The following is a 17,225-nucleotide window of genomic DNA, read 5'->3' on the forward strand; positions in this document are numbered from 1 at the left end:
TACTTGATGGCCCTGTCGAATACTGCTGTTCCCCGGTATTACGGAAAGTTTCGTGAAGCAGTGATTCGGGGTGAGATCCCTGTCTGCAAAGAGATTTCGATGGAGATGAACCGGATCGACGATCTGATCGCAAATCCAGGAATCTATTACGATGATAAAGCTGTTGAGGGCTGGATCAAGTATTGCGAGGCAGAGATGACCTTGACGGATGGTTCCGATCTTCACCTCCTTGACAGCTTCAAGCTGTGGGGCGAGCAGGTATTCGGCTGGTATTACTTTGTGGAGCGCACGGTCTATGAGCCGAACGCTGACGGACGAGGTGGGCACTATGTCAAGAAGATGATCAAGAAGCGGCTTGTGAACAAGCAATACCTGATCGTCGGACGAGGCGCCGCTAAGTCGATCTATGATTCGTGCATCCAATCATTCTTTGAGAATGTAGACACAAGTACGACCCATCAGATCACGACAGCTCCGACCATGAAGCTTGCCGAAGAGGTCATGTCACCGATCCGCACTGCCATCACAAGAGCCCGCGGCCCCGTATTCCAATTTCTGACACAAGGCTCGCTCCAGAACACGACTGGTTCACAGGCCAACCGCGTCAAGTTGGCCTCGACCAAGAAAGGCATTGAGAACTTTCTGACCGGCTCTCTCATTGAGATCCGCCCCATGTCGATCAACAAGCTGCAAGGTCTTCGATGCAAGATCGCAACCGTAGACGAGTGGCTCTCCGGCGACATTCGCGAGGATGTTATCGGCGCTATTGAGCAGGGCGCTTCCAAGGTGGACGACTATCTGATCGTGGCCACCAGTTCGGAGGGTACTGTTCGTAACGGCGCCGGCGATACCATCAAAATGGAGCTTATGAGCATTCTCAAAGGGATTATCCAAACCCGCATGTTTCGATCTGGTGGTACAAGCTCGACTCTGTCGACGAGGTCGGCTATCCGGAGATGTGGATGAAGGCAAACCCGAACATCGGAAAGACGGTAAGTTACGAGACTTATCAGCTTGATGTGGAACGCGCCGAGAAAGCGCCTGCCGCAAGGAATGATATTCTTGCCAAGCGTTTCGGATTGCCGATGGAGGGTTATACCTATTACTTCACCTACGAAGAGACACTGCCGCATCGCAAACGCGATTACTGGCAGATGGCTTGCGCGCTTGGCGGAGACCTTTCTCAGGGTGACGACTTCTGTTCGTTCACCTTTTTGTTCCCGCTACGTAACGGTTCCTTTGGTGTGAAGACCAGAAACTACATTACTTCCAGAACACTTAATAAGCTGCCCGCTGCTATGCGTAATAAGTATGAGCAGTTTATGGATGAGGGCAGTCTTGTCGTTTTGGATGGAACGGTTCTGGACCCTATGCAGGTCTATGAGGACTTGGACGAGTACATCGTTGCGTGTGGGTATGATGTCCGCTGCTTTGGCTATGACCCATACAACGCCAAGGAATTTGTGGAACGCTGGGCGGCTGAGAACGGCCCGTTCGGAATTGAGAAAGTCATTCAGGGCGCAAAGACGGAGTCCGTTCCATTGGGTGAGCTGAAGAAGCTGGCCGAAGACCGGATGCTCCTCTTTGACGAAGAGCTGATGACCTATGCCATGGGTAACTGCATCGCCATGGAAGATACCAACGGAAACCGGAAGCTGATGAAGAAGCGGTACGAGCAGAAAATCGACGCTGTGTCGGCTATGATGGATGCCTATATCGCTTACAAGCGGAATCCGGAAGCATTTGAATAAGAAACGAGGTGGAACATGGATTTTTACAACAAGCCATCTCCGGCCTTGTTTCTGATGCATTACGGTGTAAAAGGAATGAAGTGGGGTGTCAGGCGCACACCAGAAGAGTTGGGTCATAAGCCGAAGCAAATGGTTGAAAAAACCACAGAACCCGGTATAATAAAGACAACTGTTTATGGGCATAGCGCCACCCCAAAGCAAGCTGCCCCGAATTCTATCGCAGATCATGTTCGAGATGACGGAAAGGTCGATGTACGCAGTTTTTACGATGAAGATGGTTGGAAAGCAAAAGACATTCATTTGAGCAACCACGGAAATCCGAAGCATCATTCTTTTGGCGAACATGGGGAGCACATTGATCTCTATGAGTGGAATGAGGATGGCAGTGTGAAACGCATTGAACGGCGTGAACTAACAGATGATGAGAGAAAGGAGAATGAAGACATTCTATGACTTTGAATGAACTGAAAGCCGCTATTTTGGAGAATGGAACGGGCATCTACTTTGAGTTTAACGGAAAAAAGTGTGGTGTTGAGCCTGAAGTTCAGAATTCCATATTTACATTTACCATGTGGTATGGAGACAGCTTTAAGGACTATTCCGATTTCGATGAATTGCTGCTTGATGGTTTCTTTGATGGCAAGTCGATTGTCGATCTTCTTGACATCATCGAACCGAGTCTCTATTGAATTCAAAATGGAGAGCTAAATCATTTACAATGCTCCGCAGACTTTGAACGGTCTGCGGAATTTTTTATGCCATGAAGGAGGTGATGAGTTCCGAATGGAAATGACAGTTGCCACGCGGCTAAAGCACGCATGGAATACATTCATGAACCGAGATTCTTATGTTTCTCGGATGTCGATTGGGCCGAGTTACGGTTATCGCCCCGACCGTCCACTCTTCAGCCGTGGAAATGAGCGTTCGATCATTACCTCGGTCTATAACCGTATTGCGCTGGATGTCTCATCTATGACCGTTCAGCATGTGCGACTGGATGGCAGCGACCGATTCAAGGAGGTCATCGAGAGTGGGCTTAATAACTGTTTAACGGTAGAAGCCAATGTTGACCAGACCGGAAGGGCTTTTATGCAGGACATTGTTATGTCGATGCTGGACGAGGGCTGCGTTGCTATCATCCCTGTCGATACAAACTTTGATCCTGAGAAAACCGGCGGCATTGACATCGAGACGATGCGGACCGGCAAGATTCTTGAATGGTTCCCGCAGCATGTAAAGGTTCGCGTCTACAATGACCAGCGCGGTGAGAAAGAGGATATTCTTGTCCCCAAGAGTACCGTCGGCATTGTGGAGAATCCTTTCTATGCTGTCATGAATGAACCGAACTCTACGATGCAGCGGCTTATCCGAAAGCTGAACCTGCTGGACGCCATTGACGAGCAGAACAGTTCCGGAAAGCTGAACCTCATCATTCAGTTGCCGTATGTCATCAAGACAGAAGCACGTCGTCAACAGGCGGAATTGCGCCGACAAGATATCGAGAACCAGTTAGCCAGCTCCAAATACGGTGTTGCATACACTGACGGAACTGAGCATGTGGTCCAACTGAATCGCCCCGTCGAGAACAACCTGATGTCCCAGATCGAATACCTAACGAGTATGCTTTACAGCCAGTTAGGTTTGACCCAGGGCATTCTGGATGGCTCTGCCGACGATAAGACGATGCAGAACTACCTGACTCGAATCGTTGAGCCAATCCTCTCTGCCATTGTTGATGAGATCAAGAGGAAATTCCTCACAAAAACTGCTCGGTCGCAAAAGCAGTCCATCCTGTTCTTCCGAGATCCCTTCAAGCTGGTGCCTGTCGATAAGATCGCTGAGATGACTGACAAGTTCACCCGCAATGAGGTTATGACCTCGAATGAGATCCGGCAGAAGATCGGCATGAAGCCTTCTTCCGACCCAAAGGCGGACGAGCTGCGCAACAGCAATCTGAGCGCACCGGCGGAAAGCACGCCGGCATCAACACCGAAGGAGGACAACAATCAAAATGGAGAAGAAACTTAAGTACGACTTCAGCGGCTGGGCGACGCGCAATGACCTTGTGTGCAGTGATGGCCGCACCATTCGCCGTGATGCGTTTGCGCATTGCGACGGAAAGACCGTCCCCCTCGTATGGAATCACCAGCATGACGACCCGACCAATATTCTGGGCCATGCGCTGCTGGAAAACCGCGAGGATGGCGTTTACGCTTACTGCACATTCAACGAAACTGCTGCCGGTAAGGCTGCTAAGCTGATCGTGCAGCATGGAGATGTGGATTCCCTGTCCATCTATGCCAACGGCCTGAAGCAGCAGGGCGGAAATGTGATGCATGGTGACATCAAGGAGCTGAGCCTTGTGGTCGCCGGCGCAAATCCCGGAGCATTCATCGACTTTGTCGATCTTGCTCATGGAGAGGGCGCTGAGCAGGAAGTTATCTTCTGTGCCAACGAACCTATCACGCTCGCCCATGCAGATGAAGGCAAAGCTGATGACTCTGCCGATGACGGCAAGAAGTCCGCCGATGGCGACAAGAAAGACACCGGAGATGGCGATACCGTTGAAGATGTTATCAACAGCCTGACCGAAAAGCAGAAGACCGTTGTGGTTGCTCTACTCGCCAATGCTATGGCCCATAGCGATTCTGACAACGATGATGGCGAAGAGAAGAAGGACGACGGCCACATCGAACATTCTGACAAATCCGAAGGAGGAGATAAGACTATGAAACACAATGTTTTCGAGAAGCCTGAGGACAATCAGGCGACCACCCTGAGCCATTCCGCTCAGACCGAGATCATCGCCAGCGCCAAGCTCAAGAGCGTAGGCACTCTTCAGGGGGCTATGAAGCTCTACGCCGAGCAGCATAACGATACTCTGAAGCACGGTATCGACGACATCGAGGCCCTGTTCCCCGAGTATAAGGATCTGCGCACCGGCGCTCCTGAGCTCATCACCCGTGACCAGGGCTGGGTCAATGTGGTCATGAACAAGGTCCACAAGAGCCCTATCAGCCGTATCCGTACCCGCAACATGGATGCCCGCGGCGATGATATCCGCGCGCATGGGTACCAGAAGGGCAAGAAGAAGGTTCCTTCCGGCAACATGAAGCTGATGAAGCGCACCACCGATCCGCAGACCATCTACATCACTGACTCCATGCACCGCGATGACATCATCGATATCACCGATTTCGATGTGGTCGAGTACCAGTACGGTGTGATGCGTCAGACTCTGCTGGAAGAGGTCGCTACTGCTATCCTGATCGGTGATGGTCGCGATGAGGCGGATGAGCACAAGATCTCTGAGGAGCATGTCCGTTCTATCTGGAATGACGACGATCTCTACACCATTCACTATGATGTGGACATCGAGGCTGCCCGCAACGAGCTTCAGGGTACCGGCACCGCTTCCCGTTTCGGCGAGAACTACATCTACGCCGAGGCGATCATCACGGCTGCCCTTTACTCCCGCGAGAAGTTCAAGGGCACCGGCACTCCCGACTTCTTCTGCACGCCGCATCTGGTGAATGTGATGCTGCTGGCCCGCGACACCAACGGTCGCCGCATCTACAACTCCAAGGCTGATCTGGCTGCCGCGCTGAACATCAATGAGCTGCACACTGCTGAGCAGTTCGAGGGTCTGGCCCGCACCGACAAGACCGGCAAGAAGCATAACCTGCTGGGTATCTTCGTCAACCTGAGCGACTATACCGTCGGCTCTACCAAGGGCGGCGAGATCACCCGCTTCAACCAGTTCGACATCGACTTCAACCAGGAGAAGTACCTGATCGAGACTCGTCTGTCCGGCGCGCTGACCAGACTGTGGTCTGCTATCGCACTGGAAGAGCCCGTGAAGGCCTCTTCCGGCCAGACCGAGGATGCCGGTCACGACGGCATCTAAGGGAGAAAATTCAAAATGGCAAAATTTTACGGACCGGTAGGCTATGCTGAAACGGTGGAAACGGCGCCTGGTGTATATGTGGAAAAGATCACGGAGCGGATGTACTTCGGAAACTTGACCCGTAACACCAGGCGTCTTCAGTCATCGGAAACGCTCAATGACGACATCAATGTTGCGAATGAGATCAGCATAGTCGCCGATCCGTTTGCCAACCAGAATTTCCACCGAATGCGGTATGTTGGCTTTATGGGGGCAAATTGGAAAATCTCCAATGTTGAAGTCCATTATCCAAGATTGATCCTGACGATCGGAGGTGTCTACAATGGAGAGACTGCTTCTTCAGAAGACGCTATCTGACATTCTTGGATGCCCCGACCGAGGCGAAAAGTGCCGTGTGTACTTTCAGCCTCCCGCCAGCAAGGAAATGATTTATGACTGCATCGTTTACGAGCGCAGCCGTATTGAACCTACTTTTGCTGATAATCAGCCCTATGCGCTTCACGACCGGTATCAGGTAACTGTGATTTACAGAAATCCTGACAGCGAGATCCCAAGCAAGATCGCGCTTCTTCCGATGTGCAGCCATGAACGCCACTATACCAAAGAAAACCTGAACCATGATGTGTTCAACCTATATTTCTAACCTTACAAGGAGGAAACAGCTATGAAGATCAAATGGGATGAAGCCGGCAAGCGTCTGTATGAGACCGGCGTCGACCACGGCGTCCTGTTCCCGATGGGCGAGGACAATGCATACGGCAAAGGCGTGCCCTGGTACGGCCTGAGCGCCGTTAACGAGAGCCCCTCCGGCGGCGAGCCTAATGCCGTATGGGCGGACAACATCAAGTACCTGAACCTGATGAGTGCCGAGGACTTCGGCGCCACCATCGAGGCTTACACCTATCCCGATGAGTTCGAGGCCTGCAACGGCTGCGCTGAGATCGCCCCGGGCGTCACCATCTCCCAGCAGGATCGAAAGATGTTCGGCTTCTGCTATCGCACGCTGATCGGCAACGATACGGTTGGTACGAAATATGGCTACAAGCTCCATCTGGTGTACGGTGCGCAGGCTTCTCCCTCTGAGAAGAACAACCAGACCGTGAACGACAGCCCCGAGGCTGCCACCATGAGCTGGGAGATCAGCACCACGCCTGTGGATGTTCCCAATTTCAAGCCGACCGCGCATCTGGTCATCGACTCCACCAAGACCGACAAGGCCAAGCTTGCGAAGCTGGAGGAGATGCTGTACGGCACCGATGGCGACCAGGCCACCGAACCCATGCTTCCGATGCCCGAGAAGGTCATCGAGCTGACGAAGGCTGCCGGCTGATTCACGGTACAAGAACTTCTAAAGCGGGGCTCTCTTCACTGAGGGCTCCGCTTTCTTTAATTTTTGAAAGGAGAAAGCATCATGCTTAAGAAAACCATCGCTTATACCGACTACAACGGTACCACTCGCAAGGAGGATTTTTACTTCAACCTGACACAGGCTGAGGTGACTGAACTGGAGGTCTCTGTTGAGGGAGGCCTGGTCGAAATGATCAACCGCATCGTTGCCGCGCAGAATGGCAAGGTCATCATCGAGACTTTCAAGGACATCATTCTGCGCGCTTACGGTGAGAAGTCTCCGGATGGCCGTCGATTCATTAAGAACCAGGAAGTCCGCGATGCCTTCGCTCAGACCGAGGCATACAGCAACCTGTTCATGGAGCTGGCAACCGACGCTAAGGCTGCGAGCGAGTTCGTCAACGGCATTGTTCCTCCCAAGACGGAAAAGGCAGCCCCGGCCGATCAGAGTGCCGAAGCTCCCGCTGTTCCTGAAAACTGATGATAATGAGGACCGGCGATGCTGAAGATCACAGTGCCGGCTACCGAATTGTTTGACGGGGTCGGAAACTTTATCAACACCAAGGAGCAGACGCTCCAGTTGGAGCATTCGCTGGTCTCTCTTTCAAAATGGGAAGCCAAATGGCACAAGCCTTACTTGTCCCGCAAGGCGATGACCATAGAAGAGACGATCGACTACATCCGGTGCATGACACTGACACAGAATGTCGACCCGAATGTGTATAAAGCGATCACTCCATCAAATTTGAAGACGGTCACGGAGTACATTGACGCTCCGATGACCGCCACGACCATCTCCAATGCAAAGAAAAAGGGTGGAAGCCGTAAAATCGTCACGGCAGAGGTCATTTATTATTGGATGATCTCCTACGGTATCCCGTTTGAGTGCCAGAAATGGCATCTGAACCGACTTCTGACCCTTATCAATGTGTGTAATGTGGAGGGGTCGCCGCCTCAGAAGCTTTCGAGAGCGGAGGTTGCCGCGCAGTATAAAGCGCTTAACGCTGCCCGACGGAAGCAGTGGAATACAAGGGGGTAATACCATGACAGAAAAAGAACTGAGAGCCAAAGTAGTCTCGATTGCAGAGAAGTATCTCGGATGCAAGGAAAGCAATGGCTCGCATAGAAAAATCATCGACCTCTATAACAGTCACAAACCGCTTGCACGAGGCTACCCCGTGAAATACACAGACGCCTGGTGCGCAACTTTTGTGAGCGCTGTGTTTATTGAGGCCGGCTTGACAGAGATCGCGCCGACCGAATGCGGATGCGGAGCAATGATCAATCTTTATAAGAAGATCGGTCGTTGGGAAGAGAATGATGCCTATGTCCCCTCTCCGGGTGATGTTGTTATGTATGACTGGCAAGATAACGGCGTTGGTGATAATACCGGTGCCGCTGATCATGTTGGCATTGTGGTGAGTGTTTCCGGAAATTCCATCAAGGTCATCGAAGGAAATATGAGTGATGCCGTTGGGTATAGAACCTTGCGGGTGAATGGCAAATACATTCGAGGCTATTGCCTCCCCAAGTATTCTGCCAAAGCTGGTTCGACAGGTTCCAACACGGCAACACCGCCGAGTAATGGCTCGGCAAGCAAGCCCGCAAGTGCTAAAAAGGCATCTGAGGCAGCAAGGTCTTTCAATAAGACTTTGGCCGGTACTTATGTTGTCACGGCGAATGTTGGGCTGCATATCCGTAATGGTGCAGGAACCGGTAAGGCCAGTCTCGCCGTACTTCCCAAAGGTACAAAAGTTGCAAACTACGGGTACTACACACTTGTCGGCAATGTAAAGTGGCTTTATGTTCAGGTCACTTACAAGGGTGTCACATACACCGGATTTTGCAGTTCTCAGTATTTGAAGAAGTAAACAAGTGCAATTTGGAGGAAAACATGATCACGTTCAGACAAAAGGGCGACTTCTCCAAGCTGACGAGGTTTTTGGAGAGAGCCAAAGAAACGGTGCATCTCGGAGACCTCGATCAGTATGGCCGAGCCGGAGTGGCCGCTCTTGCGTCTGCAACGCCTGTTGACTCTGGAGAAACGGCCCAATCGTGGTATTACGAGATCACGAACAAGAAGGGTTTTGTGAGCATCTCGTTTCACAATTCAAATATTCAAAATGGAGTTCCAATCGCCATCATTTTGCAGTATGGACATGGAACTGGAACCGGCGGCTGGGTAGCGGGACGTGATTACATCAATCCTGCTATCCGGCCTATTTTTGATCAAATCGCAAATGACGCATGGAAGGAGGTCACGAAGACATGAGCACAACGATCGACGAGAGAGTTGTTGAAATGCGATTCGACAACCGTCAATTCGAGGCGGGTGTGAAGACAAGTTTGTCCACGCTCGACAAACTCAAAGAGGGTTTGGATCTGGACGGTGCGGCTAAAGGTCTGAAGGGCCTTGGCGACGCGGCTAAAAAGTGCGACCTTTCGACCCTTAGCAATTCCGTCGAGACTGTTCGGATGAAATTCTCGGCGCTCGAAGTCATGGCGGTGACCGCCCTTTCAAACATTACCAACTCGGTCATCAATACCGGAAAACGGATGATCGAATCGTTTACATTGGAGCCTCCCAAACAAGGCTTTGATGAATACGAGCTCAAGATGGGCTCTATTCAGACGATCATGATGAGCACCGGCGCATCGTTAGAGGAGGTCAACAAGTATCTTCAGGAGCTGAACACCTACTCCGATAAGACAATTTACTCTTTCCAGGATATGACCTCCAATATCGGTAAGTTCACGAATGCCGGCGTCGGCCTTGAGGATGCTGTTATGGCTATCCAGGGCGTGTCGAATGTGGCTGCCGTATCTGGTGCAAATGCAAACGAGGCTTCCCGTGCAATGTATAACTTTGCGCAGGCCCTGTCCGCAGGATATGTCAAGCTGATCGACTGGAAATCCATTGAAAACGCGAACATGGCAACTGTGGAATTCAAGACGCAGCTTTTGGAGTCGGCTGTTGCGTGCGGAACTTTGACGAAAACCGCAGACGGAATGTATAAGACCGTCAAGGGAAATGTCATCGACGCCACACATAACTTTAACGATTCTTTGCAGGATCAGTGGATGACGACGGAAGCTCTTGTCGGCACACTTCGTAATTATGCTGATGAAACGACCGATATCGGCAAGAAGGCATTCGCTGCTGCACAGGATGTTAAGACATTCTCACAGTTGATAGACACCCTAAAGGAAGCTGCGGGCTCTGGCTGGGCGAATACCTGGGAAATCCTCTTTGGTGACTTTGAGGAAACCAAGGAATTGTGGACTGGTCTTAGTCAGGCGATCGGCGGATTTATTGATACGCAGTCTGATGCTCGTAATTCGGTACTTCAGGGATGGAAAGACCTTGGCGGCAGAACCGAGCTGATCGAGTCTCTCAAGAACACGCTCAAGGGGATCGGGACAGTTATCAAGCCGATCACAGAAGCCTTTCGTGATATTTTTCCGCCAACTACTGCGGAACAGCTTCATAATCTGACGGAAGGACTGCTGAAGTTCACAGAAAAGCTGATGCTTAGTGACACTGCTTCCGAAAACCTGAAGAACACCTTCAAGGGTCTGTTCGCCATTCTTGATATTTGCAAGCGGGCAATCGGTGCAATTCTGGGTCCGGTCGGTTCTCTTCTTGGGAAAGTAACCGGCTTAGGCGGCGGTGTTCTCGGCGTGACCGGCTCTATCGGAGAATGGCTCGTCAAGCTTGACGAAGCGATCAAGAAGAACGACGCCTTTGGCAAAGGCATTGAGGAAATCTCTGATTTTGTGAGCGGTGCCGTTACGGCCATCAAGAATTTTGCCGAGTCTGTTCGTGAATACCTCGGTCTGCCGACGCTTGACGAAGCGAAGGAGTCTATGAAAGAACTCTTTGGTACTGCCGAAGAGAATATTCAGGTTCCTGGACTGGAACTCCTGCACACGATCCTGGAGAAGCTGAAAGAGCGTGCCGGTCAGGTCAAAGACGCTATTGTCGGTCTGAAAGATGGCATCTCCGATGCGTTTTCTAAGATTGGCGGAAATACCGATGTGTCGAAATTTGCCGCATTGATCCAAGCACTATCCATTGCCGCTAAGAAAATTGGCGGGGGTATTTTCGATGCGCTCGGCAACGGCATCAATAAGATCGTAACTGCGGTGAGTAACGCTGATTTTAGCGGAATCATCGACCTGCTGAACGGAATTTCTATCGGCGGTATTGCGATTGCCATAACCAAATTCACTAATAGTTTGACGAAGCCCTTTGATGAAGTCGGAGGTCTTCTTGACAATGTGAAGGGGATTCTGGATGGGGTTCGTGGATGCTTTGAGGCGTATCAGACGCAGTTAAAAGCCGGAACTTTGCTGAAAATAGCAAGTGCTATTGCAATTCTGGCGGCATCTATCGTCGCGATTTCTCTTATTGATAGTGAGAAGTTATCTGCGTCACTGGGAGCTATTACGGTTCTCTTTGCCGAATTGATGGCATCCATGTCGGTCTTTACCAAAATCAGCGGAGATGTTAAAGGCGCGGTGAAGAGTTCGACAGTGATGCTCGCCATGTCCACATCCATCCTGATCCTTGCATCAGCTCTGAAAAAGATCGGTGACTTGGATGGTGGACAGCTTGCAAAAGGTGTTGCCGGTGTGACAGCCTTGATGGCGGCGATGGTCGGTGCGGTGAAGCTGCTTAACATGAGCGGCGGTTCTTCGATGAAGGGTGCGACACAGATGGTTCTCTTTGCGGCTTCCATCAAGATCCTTGCATCGGTCTGTACAGACCTTGCAACACTTGAATGGAATGGGCTTGTAAAAGGGCTGACTGGTGTCGGTGTACTGCTGGCAGAAGTCTCACTCTTTATGAACACCGCAAAGTTCAGTGGAAAGTCTTTGACAACAGCGGCGGGAATCGTCATCCTTGCCTCGGCAATCAAAATCCTGGCATCTGCCTGTAAGGATCTCGGTAGTCTCGATTTCGGACAGCTTGTGAAGGGGCTTGGCTCCATTGGTGTTCTTCTGGCGGAGATCACGGTCTTTACCAAGTTGACCGGTAATGCAAAGGGTCTGGTATCCACCGGGATCGCGATGATCGGGATTGGCGCTGCTATGAAAATCTTTGCTTCCGCGATGGGCGACTTCGGAAACCTTGACTGGAATCAGATCGCCAAGGGGCTTGTCGCTATGGGCGGCGCATTGGCCGAAGTGGCTATCGCTATGAAGGTGATGCCTAAGAACACGATAAGTGTTGGCATTGGTCTGATCGCTGTCGGTGCAGCACTTGAGATCGTGGCAAATGCCCTTGGAAAGATGGGCGGTATGACCTGGGAAGAGATTGCAAAAGGGCTCGTCACAATGGGCGGCGCTCTTGCAGAGCTTGCCATCGGTCTGAATGTGATGAACGGTACTTTGCCTGGCTCTGCTGCCATGCTGGTAGCGGCTGGCGCATTGGCTATTCTGACTCCGGTGCTGCTGGCTCTTGGCTCAATGAGTTGGGAGAGCATCGCCAAGGGGCTTGTGACGATTGCCGGTGCATTCACCGTGATCGGTGTGGCCGGTCTTGTGCTGACTCCTCTTGTTCCGACGATCCTGGCACTTTCCGGAGCATTTGCGTTGATCGGTGTCGGTACCGCAGCCATCGGAGCAGGTCTTCTCGCTGCCGGTGCCGGACTGTCGGCTATTGCAGTCGGCATTACCGCCTTGGCTACTTCTCTTGGCGCAGGTGTGACCGTTATTGTGGCAGGACTCAGCACGATCATCACAGGGATTGCCGCGTTGATCCCTGCCGTTGCCGAAAAGCTCGGTGAGGCTATTATAGCGTTCTGCGGCGTGATCACTCAGGGAGCTCCCGCTATTGGAGAAGCTGTTAAGGCCGTCGTTCTTACGCTGGTTGATGTACTTGTTGAGTGCGTCCCTGCAATCGCTGACGGTGCATTAGCACTGCTGTCCGGCGTGCTCGCCTCTCTTGCAAACTATACTCCGGAAATCGTTGACTCTATTATGCTGTTCCTGATCAACCTGCTGAACGGCATTGCAGAGCGGCTGCCCGAACTCATTCAGGCGGCAGTCAATGTGATCGCGGCATTCTTCTCCGGCATCATTGATGCTCTGGCAGGACTTGATACAAGTGTATTGGTGAAAACCATCGCCGGCATCGGTCTGCTGTCCGGCATTATGGTCGCATTGGGTGCGGTAGCCGCATTGATCCCAAGCGCTATGATAGGTGTGCTCGGCATTGGTGCTCTTATCGCTGAGCTGGCGATCGTTCTTGCTGCTGTTGGTACCCTTGCACAGATCCCCGGCCTTTCCTGGCTGATCGGTGAGGGCGGTAAGCTGCTGGAGCAGATCGGTACGGCGATCGGTGGGTTTGTCGGCGGCATTGTCGGTGGATTCATGAGTGGTATTTCCAGTCAGTTCCCGCAGATCGGCAGTGATCTTGCAGCGTTTATGACAAATGTTCAGCCGTTTATCGACGGCGCAAGCAGCATCTCTCCGGCGATGTTCAGCGGTGTGCAGGCATTGACAGACGCGATATTGCTGCTTACGAAGGCCGAGCTTGTGCAGGGTATTGCATCCTGGTTCACGGGTAGTTCTTCTCTTTCTGATTTTGCTGATGAGCTCGTTCCGTTCGGAGAAAGCATGACGGAGTTCAGCAACGCAATCAGCGGGATGGACGCCGACCTTGTTTCCAAAGCGGCGACTGCCGGTAAGGCACTTGCAGAGATGGCCACAACGCTGCCGAACAGCGGCGGTGTAGTCGGCTTCTTTGCCGGTGAGAATGACATGGACAAGTTTGGAGAGCAGTTGGTTCCGTTCGGAAAGGCCATGAAGGATTACTCTCTCGCTGTCAAAGGAATGGATGTCGGTGCCGTCAGCAATTCCGCTTCTGCCGGTAAGGCGCTCGTGGAACTATCCAATACCATTCCGAACTGCGGCGGGCTTGTGAGTTTCTTCACCGGAGACAACAGTATTGCCGACTTCGGCGACCAGCTCGTTCTTTTCGGCAATGGTCTTGCGGCTTACTCCGCCTCTATCGAGGGTATCAACATGAGCAAGCTCTCCAGCGCGATCACACAGGTCGAGAAGCTGGTGGCGCTTTCCGATATGGTGAAGAATATGGATCAGTATGCATTTGTGAACTTTACGAATGCGCTGATTCTGCTGGCAAACACAAGTATCCAAAACTTTACCGACGCCTTCTATAACAGTGGAGCTACCGTGAGCACGGCAATCATCTATATGCTCAATTCCGCAGGCACGACCATCCGGCAGAACCAGACGATCGTTAATGTGGCGATGGCTGAGCTGATGCTTGCGATGGCCGCGACTGTGAAAGCACATACCACGAGCATGAATACCGCGGTCGTGCAGATGATGGTCGGCTTCAGCACCACGATCCGCAGCAACGGTGCTTCCGTGCGGACGGCGATGCAGTCTGTCATGCTGGTCGTTGTGGCAGAAGTGAACAACTACAAGGACCAGTTCAATGAAGCCGGCAGGAATGTTTCGCAGGGCTTTATCAACGGCATCCGCTCGAAGCTGAGCGGCGCCTCTCAGGCGGGCCGTGATCTGGGCCTTGCGGCGCTGAATGCGGCAAAGAAGGCGTTGGACAGCCATTCTCCCTCCCGTGAGTTTATCGAGCTTGGTAAAAACATTGGCGAGGGTATGACCATCGGTATCAACAACGCGATCGTTCCGGTTTCTTCGGCTGCGGCAAAGATGAGCGATGAAGCCATCAAGGTCGCGCAGAAGGGACTCGACTCCTTTAAGGATTGGGCGGAAGAGCGGAAATATTACAGCGAGCTCAGCTTGAAAGAGGAGCTTGCCGGATGGGAAACGCTCCAGAAGAAATACCGCGAGGGCAGTGAGGAACGAAAGCAGATCGACCGCGAGGTCTATCGTGTTCAAAATGAGTTGGTTACGGCCACTTATCAGTATTCGATGAACTGGATCGAAGAGCAGAAATCGTATAACAAGCTGACCCTTGCGGAGGAACTGGCTGCCTATAAGCGTGTTCAGAGCCGATATGCCAAGGGGACAGAGCTGCGGAAGAAGCTCGACCTGCAAGTTTACCAGTTGGAGAAAGAGATCAGCGACGCGCAGAAACAGTATATCTCTGATGTGCAGTCTGTGCAGAGCGAGGCGAACCAGAAGCGGCTCGACCTGGAGGAAGAGTACGCCGATAAGGTAAAGTCGATCAACGCGCAACTGGCGAGCGATATTCAGGCTGAGAACGACAAGTACGAGAATGCTCTGAAATCCCGCGAGGATTCCCTCTATAAGTCCTATGGCCTCTTTGACGCTGTGAAGGAGCGTGATGAGGTCAGCGGCGACACCCTGATGAAGAATCTTGAGGGTCAGGTCAAGGAATTTGGCGAATGGCAGGATATTTTAGAGTCTCTTGCCGGCAGAGGACTTGACAGTGACCTTATCGAGGAACTTCAGGATATGGGTCCTGACGCGATCGCCCAGATCAAGGCGCTGAACAACATGAGCGACTCCGAGCTTGAGAAGTATGCTGACCTCTGGAAGGTCAAGCACGCAATGGCTCGCGAGCAGGCGGTCGGCGAATTAGAGGGGCTGCGTGAAGAGACCCAGCAGAATATTGCAAAACTCCGCGAGGAGGCCGATCAGGAGCTCACCGAGTATCGTGCTCTCTGGCAGGAGAAGATGAACCAGGTTACGGAAGATGCCAACGCTCAGTTGGAACAGCTCCGCAGAAGCTTTGAGGAAAAGGTTGGTCTTATCAAGAACAATACTGAGGATGAGCTTCAGGAGATGGCCGACACGGCGCAGAAGGTTCTGACGGAAGCTGGCTGGGATGAGACCGGCAAGCAGATCGTCAAGGGGCTTACTGAAGGCATTCAGTCTGAGAAGTCCAGCTTTGTTGATGAGATCACGCAACTGGCTCTTGCAGGCGTACAGGCGGCGAAATCGACACTGGACATCCACTCTCCATCGAGGGTATTCCGTGAGATCGGTAACTACACCGGCCTTGGTTTCGTGAAAGGTCTTCAGGACTATGTTGACCGATCTTATGCGGCCGGTTCTGAGATGGCGGAGTCGGCCGAGGGCGGTCTTTCCGGTGTGCTCCAGACCATTGCCGACATTGTGAGCGGCGGGTTCGACATGGAGCCAGTGATCCGTCCTGTTCTGGATCTCTCCGCCGTATCGGCTGGAGCAGACGCCTTGAACAACCTATTCTATTCGCAGCGAGCGGTCGGCCTTGTCGGGCAGGCTGCCGTTGCATTTGAGGCACAGCGCGGCGGAAGCAGCCAGACAACCATTTCCGTCGACAATGATGATGTTGTGGCTGAACTCCGTACGCTTCGAGGTGAGATGGCTTCGATGCTGGAACGCATGGAGAAGCTGCGTGTTGTGCTGAACACCGGTGCGCTCGTCGGCGAACTTGCTGAACCGATGGATGTGGCGCTCGGGCAGCGGTCTACACAAAGAGGAAGGGGGATTTAAGTTGTACCATTCGATCACATTTGGCGATAAGAACACATGGGACGATTGGCGGCTTGCCCCCGCTTCCCGTCCGCTATTCAATCCACCTGCGCAAAAGGTAAAGACTCTGGACATTCCCGGTGGGGACGGCGTCATTGATCTGTCGCAAGCCCTCACCGGGTATCCGGTGTATCAGAACCGGACAGGGTCTATCGAGTTTATTGTCATGAATGATTTCAAACCATGGCACATGGCGTACTCGGACATCATGGACTATCTGCATGGACAGACCATGCGGGCGATCCTTGAGGACGATCCTGAATATTTCTACGAAGGTCGCTTCACAGTGAACGCCTGGAAGTCGGAAAAGGACTGGTCGCGGCTCGTCATCGACTACGATGTCGGCCCGTACAAGTGGAAAAACCTTTCCTCCATCGACAACTGGCTATGGGACCCGTTCAACTTTCAAAATGGAGTCATTCAGGCAGCTTTGTTCCGCAATATTGCGGTGACGACAGAGATGAAAGAGATCGAGCTGGACGCGGTGATGTACGGACGGGCTCCGGTATGCCCCAGATTCATTGTGCAAAGTAGTGAAGGGCGCGGCGTTCATGTCCGATTTGTCAACCGTCAGCTCAGCATCGACCTAACAAAGCTTTTGCCGGATGGAACCATTCAGATCCCTGAGTTTATTCTGTTTGGCGACTATGGCGGAACGATCTATCTTTGGGTCGACGAGGGAACGGGGACCGTGTCCGTTGATTTCAGACAAGGGAGGTTGTAAG

The 17,225-nt window shown here is 52.2% G+C and carries 15 protein-coding genes; all 15 read left to right on the forward strand.

The window, feature by feature from the left end; all coding sequences use genetic code 11:
* Nucleotides 1–6 precede the first annotated feature (6 nt).
* Nucleotides 7–966: a hypothetical protein gene (locus EIO64_RS04495; RefSeq protein WP_249390799.1), complete on the forward strand. Its 960-nt coding sequence runs from the start codon at nt 7–9 to the stop codon at nt 964–966.
* A complete protein-coding gene (locus EIO64_RS04500; protein WP_249390800.1) occupies nt 963–1,751 on the forward strand; it encodes a terminase TerL endonuclease subunit in 789 nt (262 codons plus the stop codon). Before EIO64_RS04495 ends, EIO64_RS04500 begins: the two co-directional genes overlap by 4 nt.
* A 15-nt stretch (nt 1,752–1,766) precedes the next feature.
* Nucleotides 1,767–2,204, forward strand: a complete 438-nt coding sequence (locus EIO64_RS04505) for a DUF7211 domain-containing protein (protein WP_136890852.1) — start codon at nt 1,767–1,769, stop codon at nt 2,202–2,204.
* Nucleotides 2,201–2,440, forward strand: a complete 240-nt coding sequence (locus EIO64_RS04510) for a hypothetical protein (RefSeq protein ID WP_136890853.1) — start codon at nt 2,201–2,203, stop codon at nt 2,438–2,440. The genes EIO64_RS04505 and EIO64_RS04510 overlap by 4 nt, the downstream gene beginning before the upstream one ends.
* Before the next feature lie 94 nt (nt 2,441–2,534).
* Nucleotides 2,535–3,779 (forward strand): phage portal protein, encoded by a 1,245-nt coding sequence (locus EIO64_RS04515; RefSeq protein ID WP_136890854.1) that lies wholly within the window; start codon nt 2,535–2,537, stop codon nt 3,777–3,779.
* Complete coding sequence (locus tag EIO64_RS04520) at nt 3,763–5,658, forward strand: HK97 family phage prohead protease (protein ID WP_136890855.1); 1,896 nt, start codon at nt 3,763–3,765, stop codon at nt 5,656–5,658. Before EIO64_RS04515 ends, EIO64_RS04520 begins: the two co-directional genes overlap by 17 nt.
* A 15-nt stretch (nt 5,659–5,673) precedes the next feature.
* Nucleotides 5,674–6,015 carry a DUF7253 family protein gene (locus EIO64_RS04525; protein WP_136890856.1) on the forward strand — a complete coding sequence of 114 codons (342 nt, stop codon included), beginning with the start codon at nt 5,674–5,676 and terminating at the stop codon, nt 6,013–6,015.
* The gene (locus EIO64_RS04530) at nt 5,981–6,301 is read left to right on the forward strand and encodes a hypothetical protein (protein ID WP_249390801.1); all 321 of its coding nucleotides are present in this window, start codon (nt 5,981–5,983) and stop codon (nt 6,299–6,301) included. The genes EIO64_RS04525 and EIO64_RS04530 overlap by 35 nt, the downstream gene beginning before the upstream one ends.
* Before the next feature lie 21 nt (nt 6,302–6,322).
* Entirely contained in the window at nt 6,323–6,988 is a 666-nt protein-coding gene (locus tag EIO64_RS04535; RefSeq protein WP_136890857.1) for a hypothetical protein, read from the forward strand.
* An 81-nt stretch (nt 6,989–7,069) separates the two neighbouring features.
* Entirely contained in the window at nt 7,070–7,486 is a 417-nt protein-coding gene (locus EIO64_RS04540; protein WP_249390802.1) for a hypothetical protein, read from the forward strand.
* An 18-nt stretch (nt 7,487–7,504) separates the two neighbouring features.
* A complete protein-coding gene (locus EIO64_RS04545) occupies nt 7,505–8,044 on the forward strand; it encodes a hypothetical protein (RefSeq protein WP_136890858.1) in 540 nt (179 codons plus the stop codon).
* A gap of 4 nt (nt 8,045–8,048) precedes the next feature.
* Nucleotides 8,049–8,876, forward strand: a complete 828-nt coding sequence (locus EIO64_RS04550) for a CHAP domain-containing protein (RefSeq protein WP_136890859.1) — start codon at nt 8,049–8,051, stop codon at nt 8,874–8,876.
* 23 nt (nt 8,877–8,899) lie between these two features.
* Nucleotides 8,900–9,277, forward strand: a complete 378-nt coding sequence (locus EIO64_RS04555; RefSeq protein WP_136890860.1) for an HK97 gp10 family phage protein — start codon at nt 8,900–8,902, stop codon at nt 9,275–9,277.
* The gene (locus EIO64_RS04560; RefSeq protein WP_136890861.1) at nt 9,274–16,461 is read left to right on the forward strand and encodes a tape measure protein; all 7,188 of its coding nucleotides are present in this window, start codon (nt 9,274–9,276) and stop codon (nt 16,459–16,461) included. The genes EIO64_RS04555 and EIO64_RS04560 overlap by 4 nt, the downstream gene beginning before the upstream one ends.
* A gap of 1 nt (nt 16,462) precedes the next feature.
* Entirely contained in the window at nt 16,463–17,224 is a 762-nt protein-coding gene (locus EIO64_RS04565; RefSeq protein WP_136890862.1) for a phage tail family protein, read from the forward strand.
* Nucleotide 17,225 lies beyond the last annotated feature (1 nt).

The sequence above is a fragment of the Dysosmobacter welbionis genome (genome assembly GCF_005121165.3).
Classification (GTDB): Bacteria; Bacillota; Clostridia; order Oscillospirales; family Oscillospiraceae; genus Oscillibacter; species Oscillibacter welbionis.

Excerpts from the sequence above, each read along its gene's own strand:
- EIO64_RS04515 (WP_136890854.1), top strand. The coding sequence starts at position 2,535 with ATGGAAATGACAGTTGCCACGCGGCTAAAGCACGCATGGAATACATTC.
- EIO64_RS04510 (WP_136890853.1), top strand. The coding sequence starts at position 2,201 with ATGACTTTGAATGAACTGAAAGCCGCTATTTTGGAGAATGGAACGGGC.
- EIO64_RS04535 (WP_136890857.1), top strand. The coding sequence starts at position 6,323 with ATGAAGATCAAATGGGATGAAGCCGGCAAGCGTCTGTATGAGACCGGC.
- EIO64_RS04520 (WP_136890855.1), top strand. The coding sequence starts at position 3,763 with ATGGAGAAGAAACTTAAGTACGACTTCAGCGGCTGGGCGACGCGCAAT.
- EIO64_RS04530 (WP_249390801.1), top strand. The coding sequence starts at position 5,981 with ATGGAGAGACTGCTTCTTCAGAAGACGCTATCTGACATTCTTGGATGC.
- EIO64_RS04545 (WP_136890858.1), top strand. The coding sequence starts at position 7,505 with ATGCTGAAGATCACAGTGCCGGCTACCGAATTGTTTGACGGGGTCGGA.
- EIO64_RS04540 (WP_249390802.1), top strand. The coding sequence starts at position 7,070 with ATGCTTAAGAAAACCATCGCTTATACCGACTACAACGGTACCACTCGC.
- EIO64_RS04555 (WP_136890860.1), top strand. The coding sequence starts at position 8,900 with ATGATCACGTTCAGACAAAAGGGCGACTTCTCCAAGCTGACGAGGTTT.
- EIO64_RS04550 (WP_136890859.1), top strand. The coding sequence starts at position 8,049 with ATGACAGAAAAAGAACTGAGAGCCAAAGTAGTCTCGATTGCAGAGAAG.
- EIO64_RS04525 (WP_136890856.1), top strand. The coding sequence starts at position 5,674 with ATGGCAAAATTTTACGGACCGGTAGGCTATGCTGAAACGGTGGAAACG.
- EIO64_RS04495 (WP_249390799.1), top strand. The coding sequence starts at position 7 with ATGGCCCTGTCGAATACTGCTGTTCCCCGGTATTACGGAAAGTTTCGT.
- EIO64_RS04500 (WP_249390800.1), top strand. The coding sequence starts at position 963 with ATGAAGGCAAACCCGAACATCGGAAAGACGGTAAGTTACGAGACTTAT.
- EIO64_RS04560 (WP_136890861.1), top strand. The coding sequence starts at position 9,274 with ATGAGCACAACGATCGACGAGAGAGTTGTTGAAATGCGATTCGACAAC.
- EIO64_RS04505 (WP_136890852.1), top strand. The coding sequence starts at position 1,767 with ATGGATTTTTACAACAAGCCATCTCCGGCCTTGTTTCTGATGCATTAC.